Origin of the sequence: Clostridium sp., from assembly GCF_018372875.1 — a bacterium.
In the GTDB taxonomy this organism is placed as follows: Bacteria; Bacillota; Clostridia; order Clostridiales; family Clostridiaceae; genus Clostridium.
The window spans coordinates 1-15,411 of sequence record NZ_JAHAIF010000006.1 but is presented as its reverse complement, the minus strand read 5'-3'; the positions used below and the strand labels follow the sequence as shown (position 1 = coordinate 15,411).

Annotated in this window: 14 protein-coding genes and 1 other annotated feature; all 14 genes read right to left on the bottom strand. The window is 30.5% G+C overall.

Annotation, left to right across the window (positions count from 1 at the left end; genetic code table 11):
• Positions 1-93 precede the first annotated feature (93 nt).
• Positions 94-1,632, bottom strand: a complete 1,539-nt coding sequence (locus tag KIB46_RS03370) for a penicillin-binding transpeptidase domain-containing protein (RefSeq protein ID WP_291670907.1) — start codon at positions 1,630-1,632, stop codon at positions 94-96.
• Between the two features lie 123 nt (positions 1,633-1,755).
• Complete coding sequence (gene udk / locus KIB46_RS03365; protein WP_156558781.1) at positions 1,756-2,373, bottom strand: uridine kinase; 618 nt, start codon at positions 2,371-2,373, stop codon at positions 1,756-1,758.
• 22 nt (positions 2,374-2,395) lie between these two features.
• Positions 2,396-3,631 (bottom strand): U32 family peptidase, encoded by a 1,236-nt coding sequence (locus tag KIB46_RS03360; protein WP_156558780.1) that lies wholly within the window; start codon positions 3,629-3,631, stop codon positions 2,396-2,398.
• A 5-nt stretch (positions 3,632-3,636) separates the two neighbouring features.
• Positions 3,637-4,281 (bottom strand): O-methyltransferase, encoded by a 645-nt coding sequence (locus KIB46_RS03355; protein ID WP_156558779.1) that lies wholly within the window; start codon positions 4,279-4,281, stop codon positions 3,637-3,639.
• Positions 4,282-4,295: 14 nt separating this feature from the next.
• Positions 4,296-5,348 (bottom strand): endolytic transglycosylase MltG, encoded by a 1,053-nt coding sequence (gene mltG, locus KIB46_RS03350; RefSeq protein ID WP_156558778.1) that lies wholly within the window; start codon positions 5,346-5,348, stop codon positions 4,296-4,298.
• 82 nt (positions 5,349-5,430) lie between these two features.
• Positions 5,431-7,257, bottom strand: coding sequence for a translational GTPase TypA (typA, locus tag KIB46_RS03345; RefSeq protein WP_156558777.1), 1,827 nt, complete (start codon positions 7,255-7,257; stop codon positions 5,431-5,433).
• 136 nt (positions 7,258-7,393) lie between these two features.
• Positions 7,394-9,061, bottom strand: a complete 1,668-nt coding sequence (locus tag KIB46_RS03340) for a ribonuclease J (protein WP_156558776.1) — start codon at positions 9,059-9,061, stop codon at positions 7,394-7,396.
• Positions 9,062-9,101: 40 nt separating this feature from the next.
• Positions 9,102-9,563 (bottom strand): Fur family transcriptional regulator, encoded by a 462-nt coding sequence (locus KIB46_RS03335; RefSeq protein ID WP_156558775.1) that lies wholly within the window; start codon positions 9,561-9,563, stop codon positions 9,102-9,104.
• 25 nt (positions 9,564-9,588) lie between these two features.
• Complete coding sequence (locus KIB46_RS03330; protein ID WP_027097445.1) at positions 9,589-9,858, bottom strand: DUF1292 domain-containing protein; 270 nt, start codon at positions 9,856-9,858, stop codon at positions 9,589-9,591.
• A gap of 75 nt (positions 9,859-9,933) precedes the next feature.
• Entirely contained in the window at positions 9,934-10,353 is a 420-nt protein-coding gene (gene ruvX, locus KIB46_RS03325; RefSeq protein WP_156558774.1) for a Holliday junction resolvase RuvX, read from the bottom strand.
• A 52-nt stretch (positions 10,354-10,405) separates the two neighbouring features.
• Positions 10,406-10,663, bottom strand: a complete 258-nt coding sequence (locus KIB46_RS03320) for an IreB family regulatory phosphoprotein (protein WP_156558773.1) — start codon at positions 10,661-10,663, stop codon at positions 10,406-10,408.
• A 133-nt stretch (positions 10,664-10,796) separates the two neighbouring features.
• A complete protein-coding gene (alaS, locus tag KIB46_RS03315; RefSeq protein ID WP_291670877.1) occupies positions 10,797-13,436 on the bottom strand; it encodes an alanine--tRNA ligase in 2,640 nt (879 codons plus the stop codon).
• 52 nt (positions 13,437-13,488) lie between these two features.
• Positions 13,489-13,667: a binding site (T-box leader), on the bottom strand.
• A 73-nt stretch (positions 13,668-13,740) separates the two neighbouring features.
• On the bottom strand, positions 13,741-14,772 hold the full coding sequence (locus KIB46_RS03310; RefSeq protein ID WP_291670876.1) for an AI-2E family transporter: 1,032 nt from the start codon (positions 14,770-14,772) through the stop codon (positions 13,741-13,743).
• The gene (locus tag KIB46_RS03305) at positions 14,750-15,250 is read right to left on the bottom strand and encodes a PRC-barrel domain-containing protein (protein WP_156558770.1); all 501 of its coding nucleotides are present in this window, start codon (positions 15,248-15,250) and stop codon (positions 14,750-14,752) included. The genes KIB46_RS03310 and KIB46_RS03305 overlap by 23 nt, the downstream gene beginning before the upstream one ends.
• Positions 15,251-15,411: the final 161 nt, after the last annotated feature.

The following is a 15,411-nucleotide window of genomic DNA, read 5'->3' as shown; positions in this document are numbered from 1 at the left end:
AGATTTTCTTGACTAAATTTCTAAATAATTAATTTAATAAATTTTAAAGGATAAGAAAATATAAATTCGTATTTCCTTATCCTTCATACTTTTTTATTTAGCTATATTTCTTACTATATCAGAGAATATAGGAGCAGCAGTATTACTACCGCCTAGATCTTGCCCCTTATCATTTACAGAATTAATATTAGGAACTATAACCACCACAGTATAATACTTATTGTTATACTTATAATATCCTGTAAACCAACAATGTACTGAGTTTTCATCACTTGTATTTGCAGTTCCTGTTTTTCCCCCAACTTCAACTCCATCTACACTTGCCATTTTTCCAGTTCCAGAGTCTACCACCTTTTTCATGCCATTCATTATTATTTTACTAGTAGTACCACTAAATATTCTTTCTTTTTCAGTAGAATATTCTTTAACAACATTATCATCCTTATCTAATATTGCTTCTAACAAATATGGTTTTACATATTCTCCTCCATTTACTATTGCATTAGTTGCTCCAAGCATCTGAAGTGGTGATAGAGTCATACACTGCCCTATAGATATATTAGTCATACCATCTTCAATATTAGGTGCAATACCTTCTGTTTCATTCTGTCTAGGTGCAGTTACATTTAGAACTTTAGAAAATAGCCCTAACTTTTTGCAATAATCCATCATTGTAGCATACCCTACTTTTTCTCCTATTGCAGCATATACATCATTACAAGAATTTAATAAAGCCTGTTCAACAGTTTGAGTTCCATGTATCCCCAAGCTACATATCTTTCCTGTACAAGTATACTTATCATTCATAGTAACCAAACCTTTATCTAAAGCACTAGCTAATGTAATAAGTTTAAAAACAGATCCTGGCTCATACCCATTACCTTCAATACCTAAATTAACATTAGCCTCACTTTCATCTTTCTGAACCATTGCTTTTATTTTGCCCGTATCAGCTTCCATTATAGTTACCCCTATATTATTGAAATCTTTATACTTTTCAGAAACCAATACCTCTCTTACCTTATTCTCTATATCTAGATCTATAGTCAATTGTAAATTTCTATTATTTTCAGATATAGAAACTTCGCTTTTACCATAAACAGCTTTATCATCTAAATAGAATTTTTTAGTAGGTAACTCATTATCTTTTATATTGTTATATATTTCTTCTTGTATTGAATTACTTACTATATCTTCTTCTTTAGGTAGATTAGATAAGAAGTTACTAACTTTCCATGCCTTCTTTCTATCTACATTATCATATGAGTAGTAATATAAACCCTTAATATTATCTAATTTTTTTACTTTATTATAAGTTTCTTCTGAAACTGTGTAATATAACTTTCCAGTACTTTTCATAACATCAGTATAATTAAAATCACTATCTTCACCTTGCATTATAAAATTAAGTGCCATTAGATCTTCTAATGTTTCTTCATAATTATTTAGAGTAAATGGTTTTTTGTCTATGACAATTACATATTTCTTGTTATAATTCATCATATCTTTACCATTAGTATCTAGTATCATATAGCTTGAATTACTTATTTGTTCTGATTGATGATTTTGATACTGACTAAGAACTTGTTCACTTGGAAATAGCTGTAATACAGCTAATCTAATTGACAACATTATTAATATAGTTATAAAAAGAGATAAAACCCCTAACTCTCTTTTTTTCAATTTTCTTACCAAATAAAAACACCTCCCTCTGCCTAAATTCTAGACAAAGAGAGGTTTTTTTATTCAAATATATTATTTTAGTATATCTCTAATTTTAGCTACTAAAATATCAATTGCTACTTTATTATGACCACCTTCAGGTATAATTATATCAGCAAATCTTTTTGATGGTTCTGTAAATTGAAAATGCATAGGTCTTACAACTGATAGATATTGATCTACAACTGATTGTACTGTTCTGCCTCTTTCTTCAATATCTCTTAATAATCTTCTAATAATTCTAACATCAGAATCTGTATCAACAAAAGCCTTGATATCTAGAAGATCTCTAATTCTTTCATCCTCTAATATTAATATTCCTTCAACTATTATTATATCTTTAGAATCAACCTTTGTAGTTTCTTTTGATCTATTATGAACTGTAAAATCATAAATTGGCTTGTTTATTGATTCACCATTAATTAAACTCTTTAAGTGCTCAACTAAAAGAGTATTATCAAAAGCATTGGGATGATCATAATTGGTTTTAGTTCTCTCTTCCATTGAAAGATGGCTTTGATCCTTATAATAAGCATCTTGCTGAACCATTGCAATGTGTTCATCTCCAAAAGTTTCAAATAATTCTTTTGCTATAGTACTCTTACCCGATCCAGAGCCTCCAGTTATTCCTATTAATATTGGTTTCTTCATTAGCTTTCCTCCTAATTATGCATTAAAGCGTTAATACTTTTGTACCTTTTATTAACATATCATTTTTCTTTAAAGGTGTATCAACTTTAACTCTAAACATCATCATAGCCCTATTTGCCACATTTGTTTTAACCTTTTTATCTAAGTCAAACATATCTTCTAACTTAACATTAAAGTCTGGAGTATGAGCTCTTAAAACTTCAACTTCATCCCCTTCAAAGACTCTGTTCTTTTGTAAAACAGTTGCAGTTTTAGTTTCTTCATCATAGGATTGTACAATTCCAACAATATCATAATCTCTTATATATGATGATTCATCATAGTTTTGCTCACCCATTTTTCCATAATAGAAGCCTGTGTGATAGTTTCTATGACTTATTCTAGTAAGGGTATGCATCCATTCTTCTTTGAACTCATATCCCTCAGGATTAGCCATGTAACTATCAATAGCTTCTCTATAAGCCTTAACTACTGATGCTACATAAAACTCACTCTTCATTCTTCCTTCAATTTTAAAAGAATTTATACCACTCTTCATTAAATCAGGTATATGCTTAATCATACATAAATCCTTAGAATTCATTATGTATGTACCATTATCATCCTCTATTACTGGATAATATTCTCCTGGTCTAGTTTCTTCAACTAGGTAATACTTATATCTACAAGCATTTGAGCATATTCCCTTATTTGCATCTCTTCCTAGCATATAATTAGAAATTAAACATCTTCCTGAATATGCAACACACATTGAACCATGAACAAATGCCTCTAATTCACATTCTGCAGGAATATTTTCTCTAATTGTTTTTATTTCTTTAAAAGTTAATTCTCTTGCTAGAACTATTCTTTGACAACCTTGTTCATACCAGAACTTAACCGCCTTCCAATTAGTTATATTAGCTTGAGTACTTATATGTACTTCTAAGTTCGGAGCTGCTTCTTTTGCTGCAACAACAATAGATGGATCTGCAACTATTATTGCATCTATCCCTAAATCTGCTAATCCTTTTATATATTCCTCAACACCTGTTAAGTCATGATTTCTTGGGAACACATTCATTGTAACATATAATTTGGCTCCTCTATCATGGCAATATTTCACACCTTCTGCTATTTCTTCATTAGTAAAGTTATCAGAGAATGCTCTAAGGTTTAATCTACCTCCACCTATGTATACAGCATCTGCTCCAAAATCTATTGCTATTTTTAATTTTTCTAAACTTCCTGCTGGTGCTAAAATTTCTGGTTTCATCATATTAATTACCTCCTCTTAGTCACTGCAATTCCATCCCCCATTGGTATTACAGACGTTATTAAGCTTTCATCCTTTGATACCATCTCTAAGTATGTTCTCATTCTTTTTACTATAGTTATTTTTCTTCTTTTTACAAGTTCATCTGTTGCAACCATTCCCCTAAACAAAACATTGTCCGCTATTATGATTCCATCCTCTTTAAGTAATCTTAAACAATGTGGAAGGAAATGATTGTAGTGTCCTTTTCCTGCATCCATAAAAATCAAGTCAAAAGGTTCTTCTAATTGTTCAAGTATTTCTAAACAGTCACCTTCTTTAATCTTTATTTTGTCTTCAAGATTAAATTTCTTAAGATTTACCTTAGCAAGTTCTATCATTCTACTATCTCTTTCAATAGTAACTATTTCAGGTTCTGTACCTGATGCTTCATACATTAATATTGAAGAAAATCCTATGGCTGTACCTAACTCTAAAATACGTAATGGTTTCTTCATACTAACCATAAACTCTAAAAATTTAGCAGTTTCTTTTTGAACTATAGGCACTCCATTTTCTCTAGCAAAATCCTCTATATCTTTTAAGATACCCTCTCTATCTGAAATAAGCTCCCTAATATAGCTTTCCATATATTCAAAAGTAATTCCACTCATCCTAATCCTCCAAATTAATTGCTTGCACTACCTCTTTTTTTATTTTGTTCTGCATTAACTCTTTCATGTTCTTCATAATTAGTTGAAAAATGATGCTTGCCATTTTCACCATATAAAAGTACAAAATATAAATAATCAGTATCTGCTGGCTCTAAAACAGCTTTTATTGAGTTATATCCTGGACTTCCTACTGCTCCAACTGGTAATCCTATATTTTTATATGTATTATAAGGAGATTCAACCTTTAAATCATTGTATGATAAGATTTCATTTCCTTCATATCCTATTACATAATTTACTGTAGAACAAAATTCTAATTTCATACCTTTTGATATTCTATTATTAATTACTGAAGCAATGATAGGTCTCTCTTCATCTAGTCTTGCTTCTTTTTCAACCAATGAAGCCTTTATAATAATACTCTCAATATCATCTTTATTTATTTTCTTTCCTGTTTCTTTCTCTAATTTAGATAACTTTTTATCAAAATTATCTAACATAACTTTTATCATTGATTTAGCATCAAAGTTTTTATCAAAAAAATATGTATCAGGAAATAAATAACCTTCAAGGTTATACTTTTTATTAGAATCTACTTTAACATAATCAGGAAGTGGATAGTTTTTAACTTCATTAATAAATTCATCTCTTGTACATATTCCACTCTCTGCAATTACATCAGCAATAGTATCTATAGTATATCCTTCTTTTATTGTAACTTTAACTTGATTTTTCAAAAAATCTTCTGTAGTTAACATTTTTATCAACTCTTTTAAAGTTACGTCACTATCAACCTCATAACTACCAGGTATAATTTTAAGATCCTGCTTAGTTAATTTCAAATTAACTTTTATTAAGGTTTCATTTTTTATTACTCCCTCACTGTTAAGTCTATCTAATAGATTATAAAATCCTTCGCCCTCTTTAACTTCTATGGTTATCTTGTCAGAATCAGTTTTCAAGGGATTTTTTACGACATTATTATATGCAATAAACATTCCTATTATAGAAATCAACAAAATTCCTATAATAACAAGTACTATTTTCTTTAAATGAATACTCTTCATAAAATCCTCCTAAATATAAAAGTAAATAGCCTATTCTTAGGCTATTCACTTTATTATAATACTTTTTTAGGATTTAAGAAAGTTACTTTTTATTTCTGCTAATAAGTCTTCTTCTTTCGCCACTGTCTAATACTGTCTTTCTCATTCTTATGTTTTGTGGAGTTACCTCTACTAATTCATCATTATTAATGAATTCTAGACAATTTTCTAATGACATAACAACTGGTGGAACCAACTTAACAGCATCATCTGATCCTGATGCTCTTGTGTTAGTAAGCTTCTTACCTTTACATACATTTATATCTAAGTCTTCTGCTCTTCCACATACACCTACAACCATTCCTTGGTACACTGGTACACCAGCTCCTATAAATAATTGTCCCTTATCTTGTGCATTAAATAATCCATAAGCTATTGCATCTCCTGTTTCAAATGCAACAATTGATCCTCTACTTCTTGATGGAATGTCTCCCTTGTATGGTCCATATCCTTCAAATACATGATTCATGATACCATTACCCTTAGTATCTGTCATGAATTCATTTCTAAATCCTATAAGTCCTCTAGCTGGTACTACAAACTCTAATCTTGAATAACCATTTACTGCTGATGTCATATTAACCATTTCAGCTTTTCTTGGCCCAAGCTTTTCCATAACTGGTCCCATAAATTCTTCTGGAACATCAATTGTTAAATATTCCATTGGTTCAAGCTTTTTACCATTTTCTTCTTTATAAATTACGTTAGCCTTTGATACTTGGAATTCATATCCTTCTCTTCTCATTGTTTCTATAAGTATAGAAAGATGTAGTTCTCCTCTACCTGAAACTTCAAAGCAATCAGGAGTAATTTCTCTTACTCTTAAACTTACATTTGTTTCAAGTTCTTTCATTAATCTATCTCTTAAGTGTCTTGATGTAACAAATTCACCTTCTTGACCTGCAAAAGGAGAATCATTTACCATAAAGTTCATGCTTAATGTTGGTTCATCAATATGTACGAATGGTAATGCTTCTGGATTTTCAGCATCTGCTATAGTCTCACCTATATTTGCATCGGTAACACCACTTATAGCAACTATATCACCAAAACCTGCTTCATCTGTCTCTTCTCTCTTTAATCCATTATATACAAATATATTAGTAACCTTATAATTCTTTGTCGTTCCATCATTAGATACTAGAGCAACATTTTGGTTCTTTTTAACTTTTCCTCTATGAATCTTTCCTAAAGCAATTTTTCCTACGAATACGTTAGAATCTAATGTTGTAACCAGCATTTGGAATGGAGCATCTAGGTATCCTTCTGGGGGAGCAACATGCTTTATTATTGTTTCAAATAATGGTTGCATGTCTTCATTTGTATCTTCAACGTTATATCTAGCAAATCCATTTCTAGCAGAAGCGTAGATAATTGGGAAATCTAATTGTTCATCATTTGCTCCAAGTTCAACAAATAAATCAAACACTTCATCAATTACTTCTTCTGGTCTAGCATCTGGCTTATCTATTTTGTTTATAACAACGATTGGCTTTAATTCTAATTCTAATGCCTTCTTTAATACGAACTTTGTTTGTGGCATTGGTCCTTCATATGAGTCGACTACTAGTAATACTGAGTCAACCATCTTAAGTACACGTTCAACTTCTCCACCAAAGTCAGCATGCCCTGGAGTATCTACTATGTTTATCTTTACTCCTTCATGCATAACTGCAGTATTCTTAGAAAGTATTGTAATTCCTCTTTCTTTTTCTAAATCGTTAGAATCCATTACTCTTTCTTCTACCTTTTCGTTTGTTCTAAAAACGTTACTTTGTCTTAAAAGAGCATCTACTAGAGTAGTTTTTCCATGGTCAACGTGAGCTATAATAGCTATGTTCCTTATATCTTCTCTTTTATTTAATTCCATGCTTTGCCTCCAAATTCTTGGTTTTCAAATATGTAAACCTATAAATATTTTTTTCAAAAAGAAAATTGGATACGCAAGTACCCAATTTTTTAAACCTTTTTTATTTTAATCTTTTAAGCTTTAAAAGTCAACCTAATTATATCTCCATTATAATAGGTAAAATCATTGGTTTTCTCTTAGTTTTTTCATATAAGAATTCTCTTAACTCTTCTCTTATATTAGATTTCAGTGTAGCCCAGTCGCTAATTTTCTTTTCTTCGCACTCTTCTAATACATTTTTCACTATTTCTCTAGCCTCATCCATTAGTCCTTCAGATTCTCTAACATAGACAAAACCTCTTGAAATAATATCTGGTCCAGCTATAACTGTACTTGTTTCTTTTTCTATTGTAACAACTACTGTTAATATTCCATCTTGAGATAAATGCTTTCTATCTCTTAATACAATATGACCTACATCACCTACACCTAAACCATCTACAAATACTTGACCTGAAGTTACAGTTCCATTCTTTTTAATATAATTTCTTGCAACTTCAACTACATCTCCATTTTCTGCTATAACAAAATTTCTTTCTGGAAGACCTAATTTACAAGCTAATTCTGCATGTTGTTTTAGATGCCTGTACTCTCCATGCACAGGAATAAAAAATCGTGGCTTTACTAATGTTTGCATCAACTTTAATTCTTCTTGACAGGCATGACCTGACACGTGAACTTCAGCTAATGATTCATATATAACTTCAGCACCTTGTTTAAATAACTGATTAACCACTCTAGATACAGTCTTTTCATTTCCTGGTATTGGATTAGCAGAAATAATAACCGTATCTCCCTCAACTATACTAATCTTTCTATGTTCGGAAGATGCCATTCTTGCTAAAGCTGACATTGGCTCTCCTTGACTTCCTGTAGTAATGATTACTGCCTTATTATCAGGATATTTTAAAATCTGATCCAAAGAAATCAATGTATCTTCCTTTGATTCTAAATACCCTAGTTCTTTAGCAACCTGAACTATATTCTCCATACTTCTTCCAGATACAGCAACTTTTCTTCCATAACTCTCTGCTGCATCTATTATCTGTTGAATTCTATGAATATTAGATGCAAATGTAGCAACTATTATTCTTCCTTCTGCATTAGAAAATAGCTTCATAAAGCTTTCTCCTACAGTTCTTTCAGACATAGTATATCCAGGTCTTTCTACGTTGGTAGAATCAGCCATCATAACAAGTACGCCTTTTCTACCAAGTTCAGCTAATCTAGCAAAATCAGTTAGCTGACCATCTATAGGAGTATAATCAATTTTAAAATCACCAGTATGTAATACTACTCCTAAAGGTGTATGAATTGCTATTGCTACTGAATCAGCAATAGAATGATTTGTTTTTATGAATTCAACAGAAACAGAATTCAACTTTACTGTATCTCTTGGTTTTACAGTTATTAAAGTTGTTGAACCTAATAATCCGTGCTCTTTTAGTTTAGTTTCAACTATACCAAGAGTTAATTTTGTTCCGTAAACTGGAACATTTAATTGTCTTAAAACATAAGGCAACGCTCCGATATGATCCTCATGTCCATGTGTCAAGAAAATACCTCTTATTTTCTCCTGATTTTTTAATAAATATGATATATCTGGTATAACAACATCTATACCGAACATATCCTCATCAGGGAATCTAAGGCCACAATCTATGATAACAATATCATCTTTAAACTCAATTGCTGTAATATTTTTCCCAATTTCGTTTAACCCACCCAGAGGTATTATTTTGACCTTTGCTCTCTCTGTTCTCATATTTCCCCTCCTTTTACTTCACGTAAAAACTTTTGTTATATTACTTCTCATTTTTCTTCTGACATTCTTTACAAACACCATAGAACTTTAGAGCATGATCTACTATCTTAAATCCGTATTCTTTTTCAATTTCTTCTTCTAGTTCTTCTAATAAGTCATCTTCTACTTCTATAACCCCATTGCATTCATTACATACTAAATGATGATGTCTATGTGTTTCGTCACTATGAACTAATTCATATCTACTACATCCATCATTTAAGTGAAGTCTACTTAGAATACCTATATCTTCAAGTAATAAAATTGTTCTATATACAGTTGCAAGTCCTATTTCAGGGCAACTTTTTTTAACCTCATCATAAATCTCTTCAGCTGTTAAGTGCTTACCTTCACTTTCTACAATGGTATCTACTATAGCTCTTCTTTGAGGAGTTAGTTTATATCCCTTATTTTTTAAATCCTCTTTTAGTGCTACATAATCAATTTCTACATTTTTCCCCATTAACAACACCCTCTTCCTTTTCTAATTATTCGTCTAAATCCTCTTGCATTAAAAGTTCATATGTCTCTGCAACTAGATTAAATTCCTCATCATTATCTATAGTCATATAACTTTCGTTACCTTCTTCATCCTTTACAAACTTAAGTACATAAGCTTCCTCTACATCTAAATCTGCTGGAGTAACAACAACATACTCTTGGTTAGTATCCTCTATTTTAAAGAAAGTAATTACTCTCATTTTTTCTTCCTTACCTTCTTCGTTTAATAAATATATAAATTCAAGTTCTTTTACCATTTTTATATCTCTCCTTTTTGTTTATTTTAAAATTTCTTAATGGATATTGTCAATAATAATTTTCAATTGGGAATTTTATTTCATATTTGATAACCTATCTAGATAACCTTGTAAAATATATGTAGCTGCAATTTTATCTACTATCTTTTTTCTCTTGCCTCTTGAAAGATCAGCTTCTAACATTGCTCTATGTGCAGCAACTGTTGTAAGCCTCTCATCCCAAAGTTCAATTTTACATTCTATAGAATTCTTTAATAGTTCTACAAACTCCATTATTTTCTCTCCTGCAAAACCAATTGAACCATTCATGTTTTTAGGTAATCCAACTACTATAGTCTCTACAGCATATTCTTTACATAACTTCACTATTTCATTTATGTCTTCTTCTTTTTTCTTTCTCCTTATTGTTGTAATACCTTGAGCAGTAAATCCTAAGGGATCTGATATTGCTACCCCAATAGTTTTTTGCCCTATATCTAAGCCAAGTATTCTCATTTTGTGCTCCTATCCTAAATATATTAAAGGTGCCCGTATAAACGGGCACCTTCTACTTAATTTCTAAATAAGATTTTATTACTTCTTCAAGAATTTCGTCTCTTTCAAGTTTTCTTACCAAAGCTCTAGCTCCGTTATAATTTGTAATGTAAGTAGGGTCTCCTGATATTAGATAACCAACAAGTTGATTTATTGGATTATAACCTTTCTTTTGTAAAGAATCATAAACCTCTGTTAATATAGCTTTTGTTAATGCTTCCTTATTTTTTTGTACATCAAATTGCATTGTATGTTCTATATTTTTGCTCATATTCACCGTTGCCTAAAATGCAACTCCCCCCCTTACATATTGTTAAGGAAATTATATTTCATCATTAATAATATAACCACTTTTTATATTTCTATTCACATATAATTATACCTTATTTAATTGGAAATGTATACTACTTTACTAAAGATTCTACTATTTCATAAACCTTATCCACTGCTTCATTTATCTTTTCAGGGTTCTTACCGCCGGCTTGAGCCATATCTGGTCTACCGCCTCCCCCTCCTCCAACTATTGAAGCAACTTCTTTTATTACTTTTCCACAATGTACACCTAGTTGAACGCTATCCTTAGTAGCCATTGCAACTAAATTAACTTTTCCACCTACATTACTAATAAGTACCACTATACCTGACTGAACTTTGTCTCTTATTTTGTCTGCTAAATCTCTTAAAGCATTTCCATCAACATCTTCTAATGCATATGAAACAACCTTAACTCCATTTACTTCTTTAACAGAATTTAAAATATCGTCTTCAGCTCCCATAGTTAACTTACTCTTAAGTTCAGAAATTTCTCTCTCTTTCTCCTTAAGTTCAGCATTACTATTAGAAATTCTATTTAATATTTCCTTTTCACTACATTTTAAAGCATGACAAGCATCTATAAGAAGCTTTTGTTTGTCTTCAACATATTTAATTGCATTAAATCCTGTTAAGGCTTCAATTCTTCTGATTCCAGCTGCAACACCTGCCTCACTAACTATCTTAAATAGTCCTATTTCACCAGAATTATGCACATGAGTTCCCCCACAAAGCTCTTTAGAGAATTCTCCAACTCCTACTACTCTTACCTTATCTCCGTATTTATCGTCGAATAAAGCCATTGCTCCTGATTCCCTTGCTTCATCTAATGTCATTAAATCAGTTCCAACATTATAAACTTCCATAATCTTTTCATTGACTAATGTTTCTACCTTTTCTAACTCTTCCTTACTTAACCCTTGGAAGTGAGTAAAGTCAAATCTTAATCTTTCATCATCTACATATGAACCTGCTTGGTTAATATGATCTCCAACAACCTTCTTTAATGCACTATGTAGCATATGAGTTGCTGTATGATTCTTACAAACGTTACTTCTTCTAATTCTATTTACTTCTAAAGTAACCTTTGAACCTACTTTAACAGTTCCCTCTTCAACTTTAATATATTGAACAGTCTTACCACCAACATTTTTCTTTGTATCAAATACAACTATCTTAAATCCTTCACCATGGATTATACCTTTATCTCCAACTTGACCACCCATTTCAGCATAAAATGGTGTTTTATCTGAAACTAAGTACCCTTTTTGCCCTTCTGATAATTCTTCTCTAAATTCATTATCATCGGCTAAAACTAATACTTCACCTTCACAAGTAAGTGTCTCATATCCTAAGAATTCACTTTCTACTGAAGCATCAATCTTATTTATTGGAAGTTCATCACTACCCATGTAAGAAGATTCCCCTCTTGCATTTCTAGCTCTTGTTCTTTGATCTTCCATTTCTTTATCAAAAGCTTCTCTATCAACTTTTAATGACTTTTCTTCACATATTTCCTCTGTAAGTTCATATGGGAATCCAAATGTATCATAAAGCTTAAACGCCTTTTCTCCATCAAGAGTATCTTTTCCTTCTTTGATTAATTCATCAATATATCCAAGTAAAATATTCATTCCTGAATCAATAGTTTCATTGAATCTTTCCTCTTCTAATGTAACCATCTTCTTAATATAATCTTGGTTTTCTTTTAATTCTGGATAAGCTGGTGCATAGTTTTCTACCACTGAATCAACTACATCCTTTAAGAATATCCCCTTAATTCCAAGTAATCTTCCATGTCTTGCAGCTCTTCTAAGAAGTCTTCTAAGTACATAACCTCTTCCTTCATTACTTGGTGATACACCATCAGATATTAACATAGTTACAGCTTTTACATGGTCAGTAATTATTCTTAAAGATACATCCTTATTAGAATCTTCTCCATACTTAACTCCTGATAATTCACTTACCTTAGCTAAAATATTTTTAACTGTATCTATTTCAAATATATTATCTACGCCTTGCATTATAGTTGCAATTCTTTCTAATCCCATTCCAGTATCTATGTTAGGATGCTCTAATCTATTGTAATTTCCTTCTTCATCCTTATCAAATTGTGTAAATACTAAGTTCCAGAACTCAACTACTCTATCCTCATCTGCAGCCTTTAAGAAGTCTTCCACATTAGTTATTACACCTTCACCTCTATCAAAGTGAATTTCTGTACAAGGTCCACATGGTCCAACTCCAATTTCCCAGAAGTTATCATCCTTACCTAATCTGAAAATTCTATTTGGATCTACATCAGTTTTGCTCTTCCAAATTTCAAAAGCTTCATCATCTTCTAAGTATATAGTTACATAAAGCTTATCCTTTGGAATTTGAAGTACCTCTGTAATAAACTCCCAAGCCCATGGAATTATTTCTTCTTTAAAATAATCACCAAAAGAGAAGTTTCCAAGCATTTCAAAAAAAGTACCATGTCTTGAAGTCTTTCCTACATTTTCAATATCACCTGTTCTAATACATTTTTGACAAGTTGTTACTCTTCTTCTTGGTGGTTCTTGAAGACCTGTAAAATATGGCTTAAGAGGAGCCATTCCAGCATTTATTAATAATAAACTTTTATCATTCTTAGGAACTAAAGAAAAACTCTTCATTCTTAAGTGATCTTTACTTTCAAAGAACTTTAAAAACTCTTCTCTTAGATCGTTTGTTCCAATATTTTTCATATTAATTACCTCCATCTAAATTTAAATATAAAAAAGCCTTTCATCCCTAAAAATAAGGGACGAAAGGCTAAACTTCCGCGGTACCACCCTAATTATGCACAAAATAAAATGCATCACTTAGTATAATTATAGCTCCAAGGCAGCTTCGAAACTTTTTCTAGAAAGTTTTCACCAACCACTTTCTCTCTAAATAGAAAAACAAAATCTACTAATCCTCTTCACAGCTTAATATTAATTTTTCATCTCAAATTATATTTTATATAGAGAATTATGTCAATATTTTTGTATTCTTTATGGATTACTTCTAAAATATATAGTAATTTATATCTTCATATATAACCTTAATTATAACCCCTATTGGAACAGCTAATATCATACCAACAAATCCACAAAAGCTTTCTCCTATAAGTAGTAGTATTATAATGACTAAAGGATGCATGTTGGTGCTATTTCCTGTAATCTTTGGCGAAAGAATATTACCTTCCACCTGTTGTATTATTAAAATAGCCAATGCAGCCCATAACGCTTTGGTTGGAGATTCTAATAAGGCTATAAAAACTACTGGCACTGCTCCAAAAATAGGACCAAAGTAAGGTATTATATTAAAAATACCATTTAATATAGAAAGCCATAAAGGAAATTTCACTCTTACCAGAATCAAAGCTATAAATGTTATTATACCAACAATTAAGGACAATAATAGCTGCCCTACAATATAACTTTCTAACAATTTATTTATATCTTTAATAATCTTTTTAACCAGTTCCCTTTTTTTAATTGGTATAAGCAAAGAACATTTATTCCATATAAATTCATCATCTGCTAAGAAATAATATGTAATAACTGGCACTACTGCAAAGCTCATAATATCCTCACTAAATGCAATAATATGCTCTACTATACTTCCTGAAAATGAATTTATAAATGAGGATATTCTTTCTCTACCATCTTCATACAAGAACTTGAGAAAGGTAGAGTTTCCTATGTTAGATGTAAGAAAAAAATCTTCTATAGACTCCGTTAATTTATTTATCATTGGCCCAATATTATTCATTTCTTTAAACATTGTAGGTATTAATAGAACTATAGAAAATATAGCTATAATTAGTATGCCTAAAATAATTAATAAAGCTACCTTTTTTTCTTTTATCTTAGTATGTTTTGCAATATATATTTTTAAAGGCTTTAATATGTAAGCTATAATAAAGGATAGAAGTACTAAATTAAATATTTTCCTTATATTTAAATTAAAAATATATATGGATATTAAAACCAGAAATAATATACCTAAACTAAGTTTTATAATTATATTTTTATGCTTTTTTATAATATTCATTATTACTCACTTCATGAGGTATATTTTTAACTACTACATTAGAATCACCTAAATATAAAATGCAGTCTTCCCCTAAAACAGACTGATTTATTAAAATAACTTCACGTCCATATATCAATTTATCAATTATTCCTGCACCAACTATTATACCCTTTATAGAATAATCCTCCTCTTTTATTAATATATCCTCAACAACACCTTTAATAGTTCCATACCTATTAATTACTTCCATTCCTATTATCTCAGTTAGCTTTAATCCTTCTCCTTTTATACATCCCTTAACTAATATATCATCATCTATATTTAATATTTCATCAATGGGAGTATAATTATTCTTTAATTTCAAGGAGTACCCCCCTACTAATAGCCCAATTACCTTACCCTTATAGAAATCAATATATATATCTCTTACAGAACCTAATTTCTTTCCTTTTATATCATATACTGTCTTATAAAAAAAATCCTTAATCCTATACATCTAAATTCCCCTTTCATTAAGTACAGGAATAGTTTACCCATTATGGTATTTTTGATACAAAAAAAATGGAGCTGTCGCATTAGCGGAATAAAATCCGTTAGCGACAGCTCCTTTTTTCCTATTTTACGAATAACCTTTAGATATTATTTGTACTTAAACAC

Bases quoted from the DNA above. Each gene is read 5' to 3' on its own strand.
- typA (WP_156558777.1), bottom strand. From the start codon at position 7,257: ATGGAATTAAATAAAAGAGAAGATATAAGGAACATAGCTATTATAGCT.
- KIB46_RS03340 (WP_156558776.1), bottom strand. From the start codon at position 9,061: ATGAGAACAGAGAGAGCAAAGGTCAAAATAATACCTCTGGGTGGGTTA.
- KIB46_RS03360 (WP_156558780.1), bottom strand. From the start codon at position 3,631: ATGATGAAACCAGAAATTTTAGCACCAGCAGGAAGTTTAGAAAAATTA.
- udk (WP_156558781.1), bottom strand. From the start codon at position 2,373: ATGAAGAAACCAATATTAATAGGAATAACTGGAGGCTCTGGATCGGGT.
- alaS (WP_291670877.1), bottom strand. From the start codon at position 13,436: ATGAAAAATATTGGAACAAACGATCTAAGAGAAGAGTTTTTAAAGTTC.
- KIB46_RS03320 (WP_156558773.1), bottom strand. From the start codon at position 10,663: ATGAGCAAAAATATAGAACATACAATGCAATTTGATGTACAAAAAAAT.
- KIB46_RS03310 (WP_291670876.1), bottom strand. From the start codon at position 14,772: ATGAATATTATAAAAAAGCATAAAAATATAATTATAAAACTTAGTTTA.
- KIB46_RS03370 (WP_291670907.1), bottom strand. From the start codon at position 1,632: ATGTTGTCAATTAGATTAGCTGTATTACAGCTATTTCCAAGTGAACAA.
- ruvX (WP_156558774.1), bottom strand. From the start codon at position 10,353: ATGAGAATACTTGGCTTAGATATAGGGCAAAAAACTATTGGGGTAGCA.
- KIB46_RS03305 (WP_156558770.1), bottom strand. From the start codon at position 15,250: ATGTATAGGATTAAGGATTTTTTTTATAAGACAGTATATGATATAAAA.
- KIB46_RS03330 (WP_027097445.1), bottom strand. From the start codon at position 9,858: ATGGTAAAAGAACTTGAATTTATATATTTATTAAACGAAGAAGGTAAG.
- KIB46_RS03355 (WP_156558779.1), bottom strand. From the start codon at position 4,281: ATGAGTGGAATTACTTTTGAATATATGGAAAGCTATATTAGGGAGCTT.
- KIB46_RS03335 (WP_156558775.1), bottom strand. From the start codon at position 9,563: ATGGGGAAAAATGTAGAAATTGATTATGTAGCACTAAAAGAGGATTTA.
- mltG (WP_156558778.1), bottom strand. From the start codon at position 5,348: ATGAAGAGTATTCATTTAAAGAAAATAGTACTTGTTATTATAGGAATT.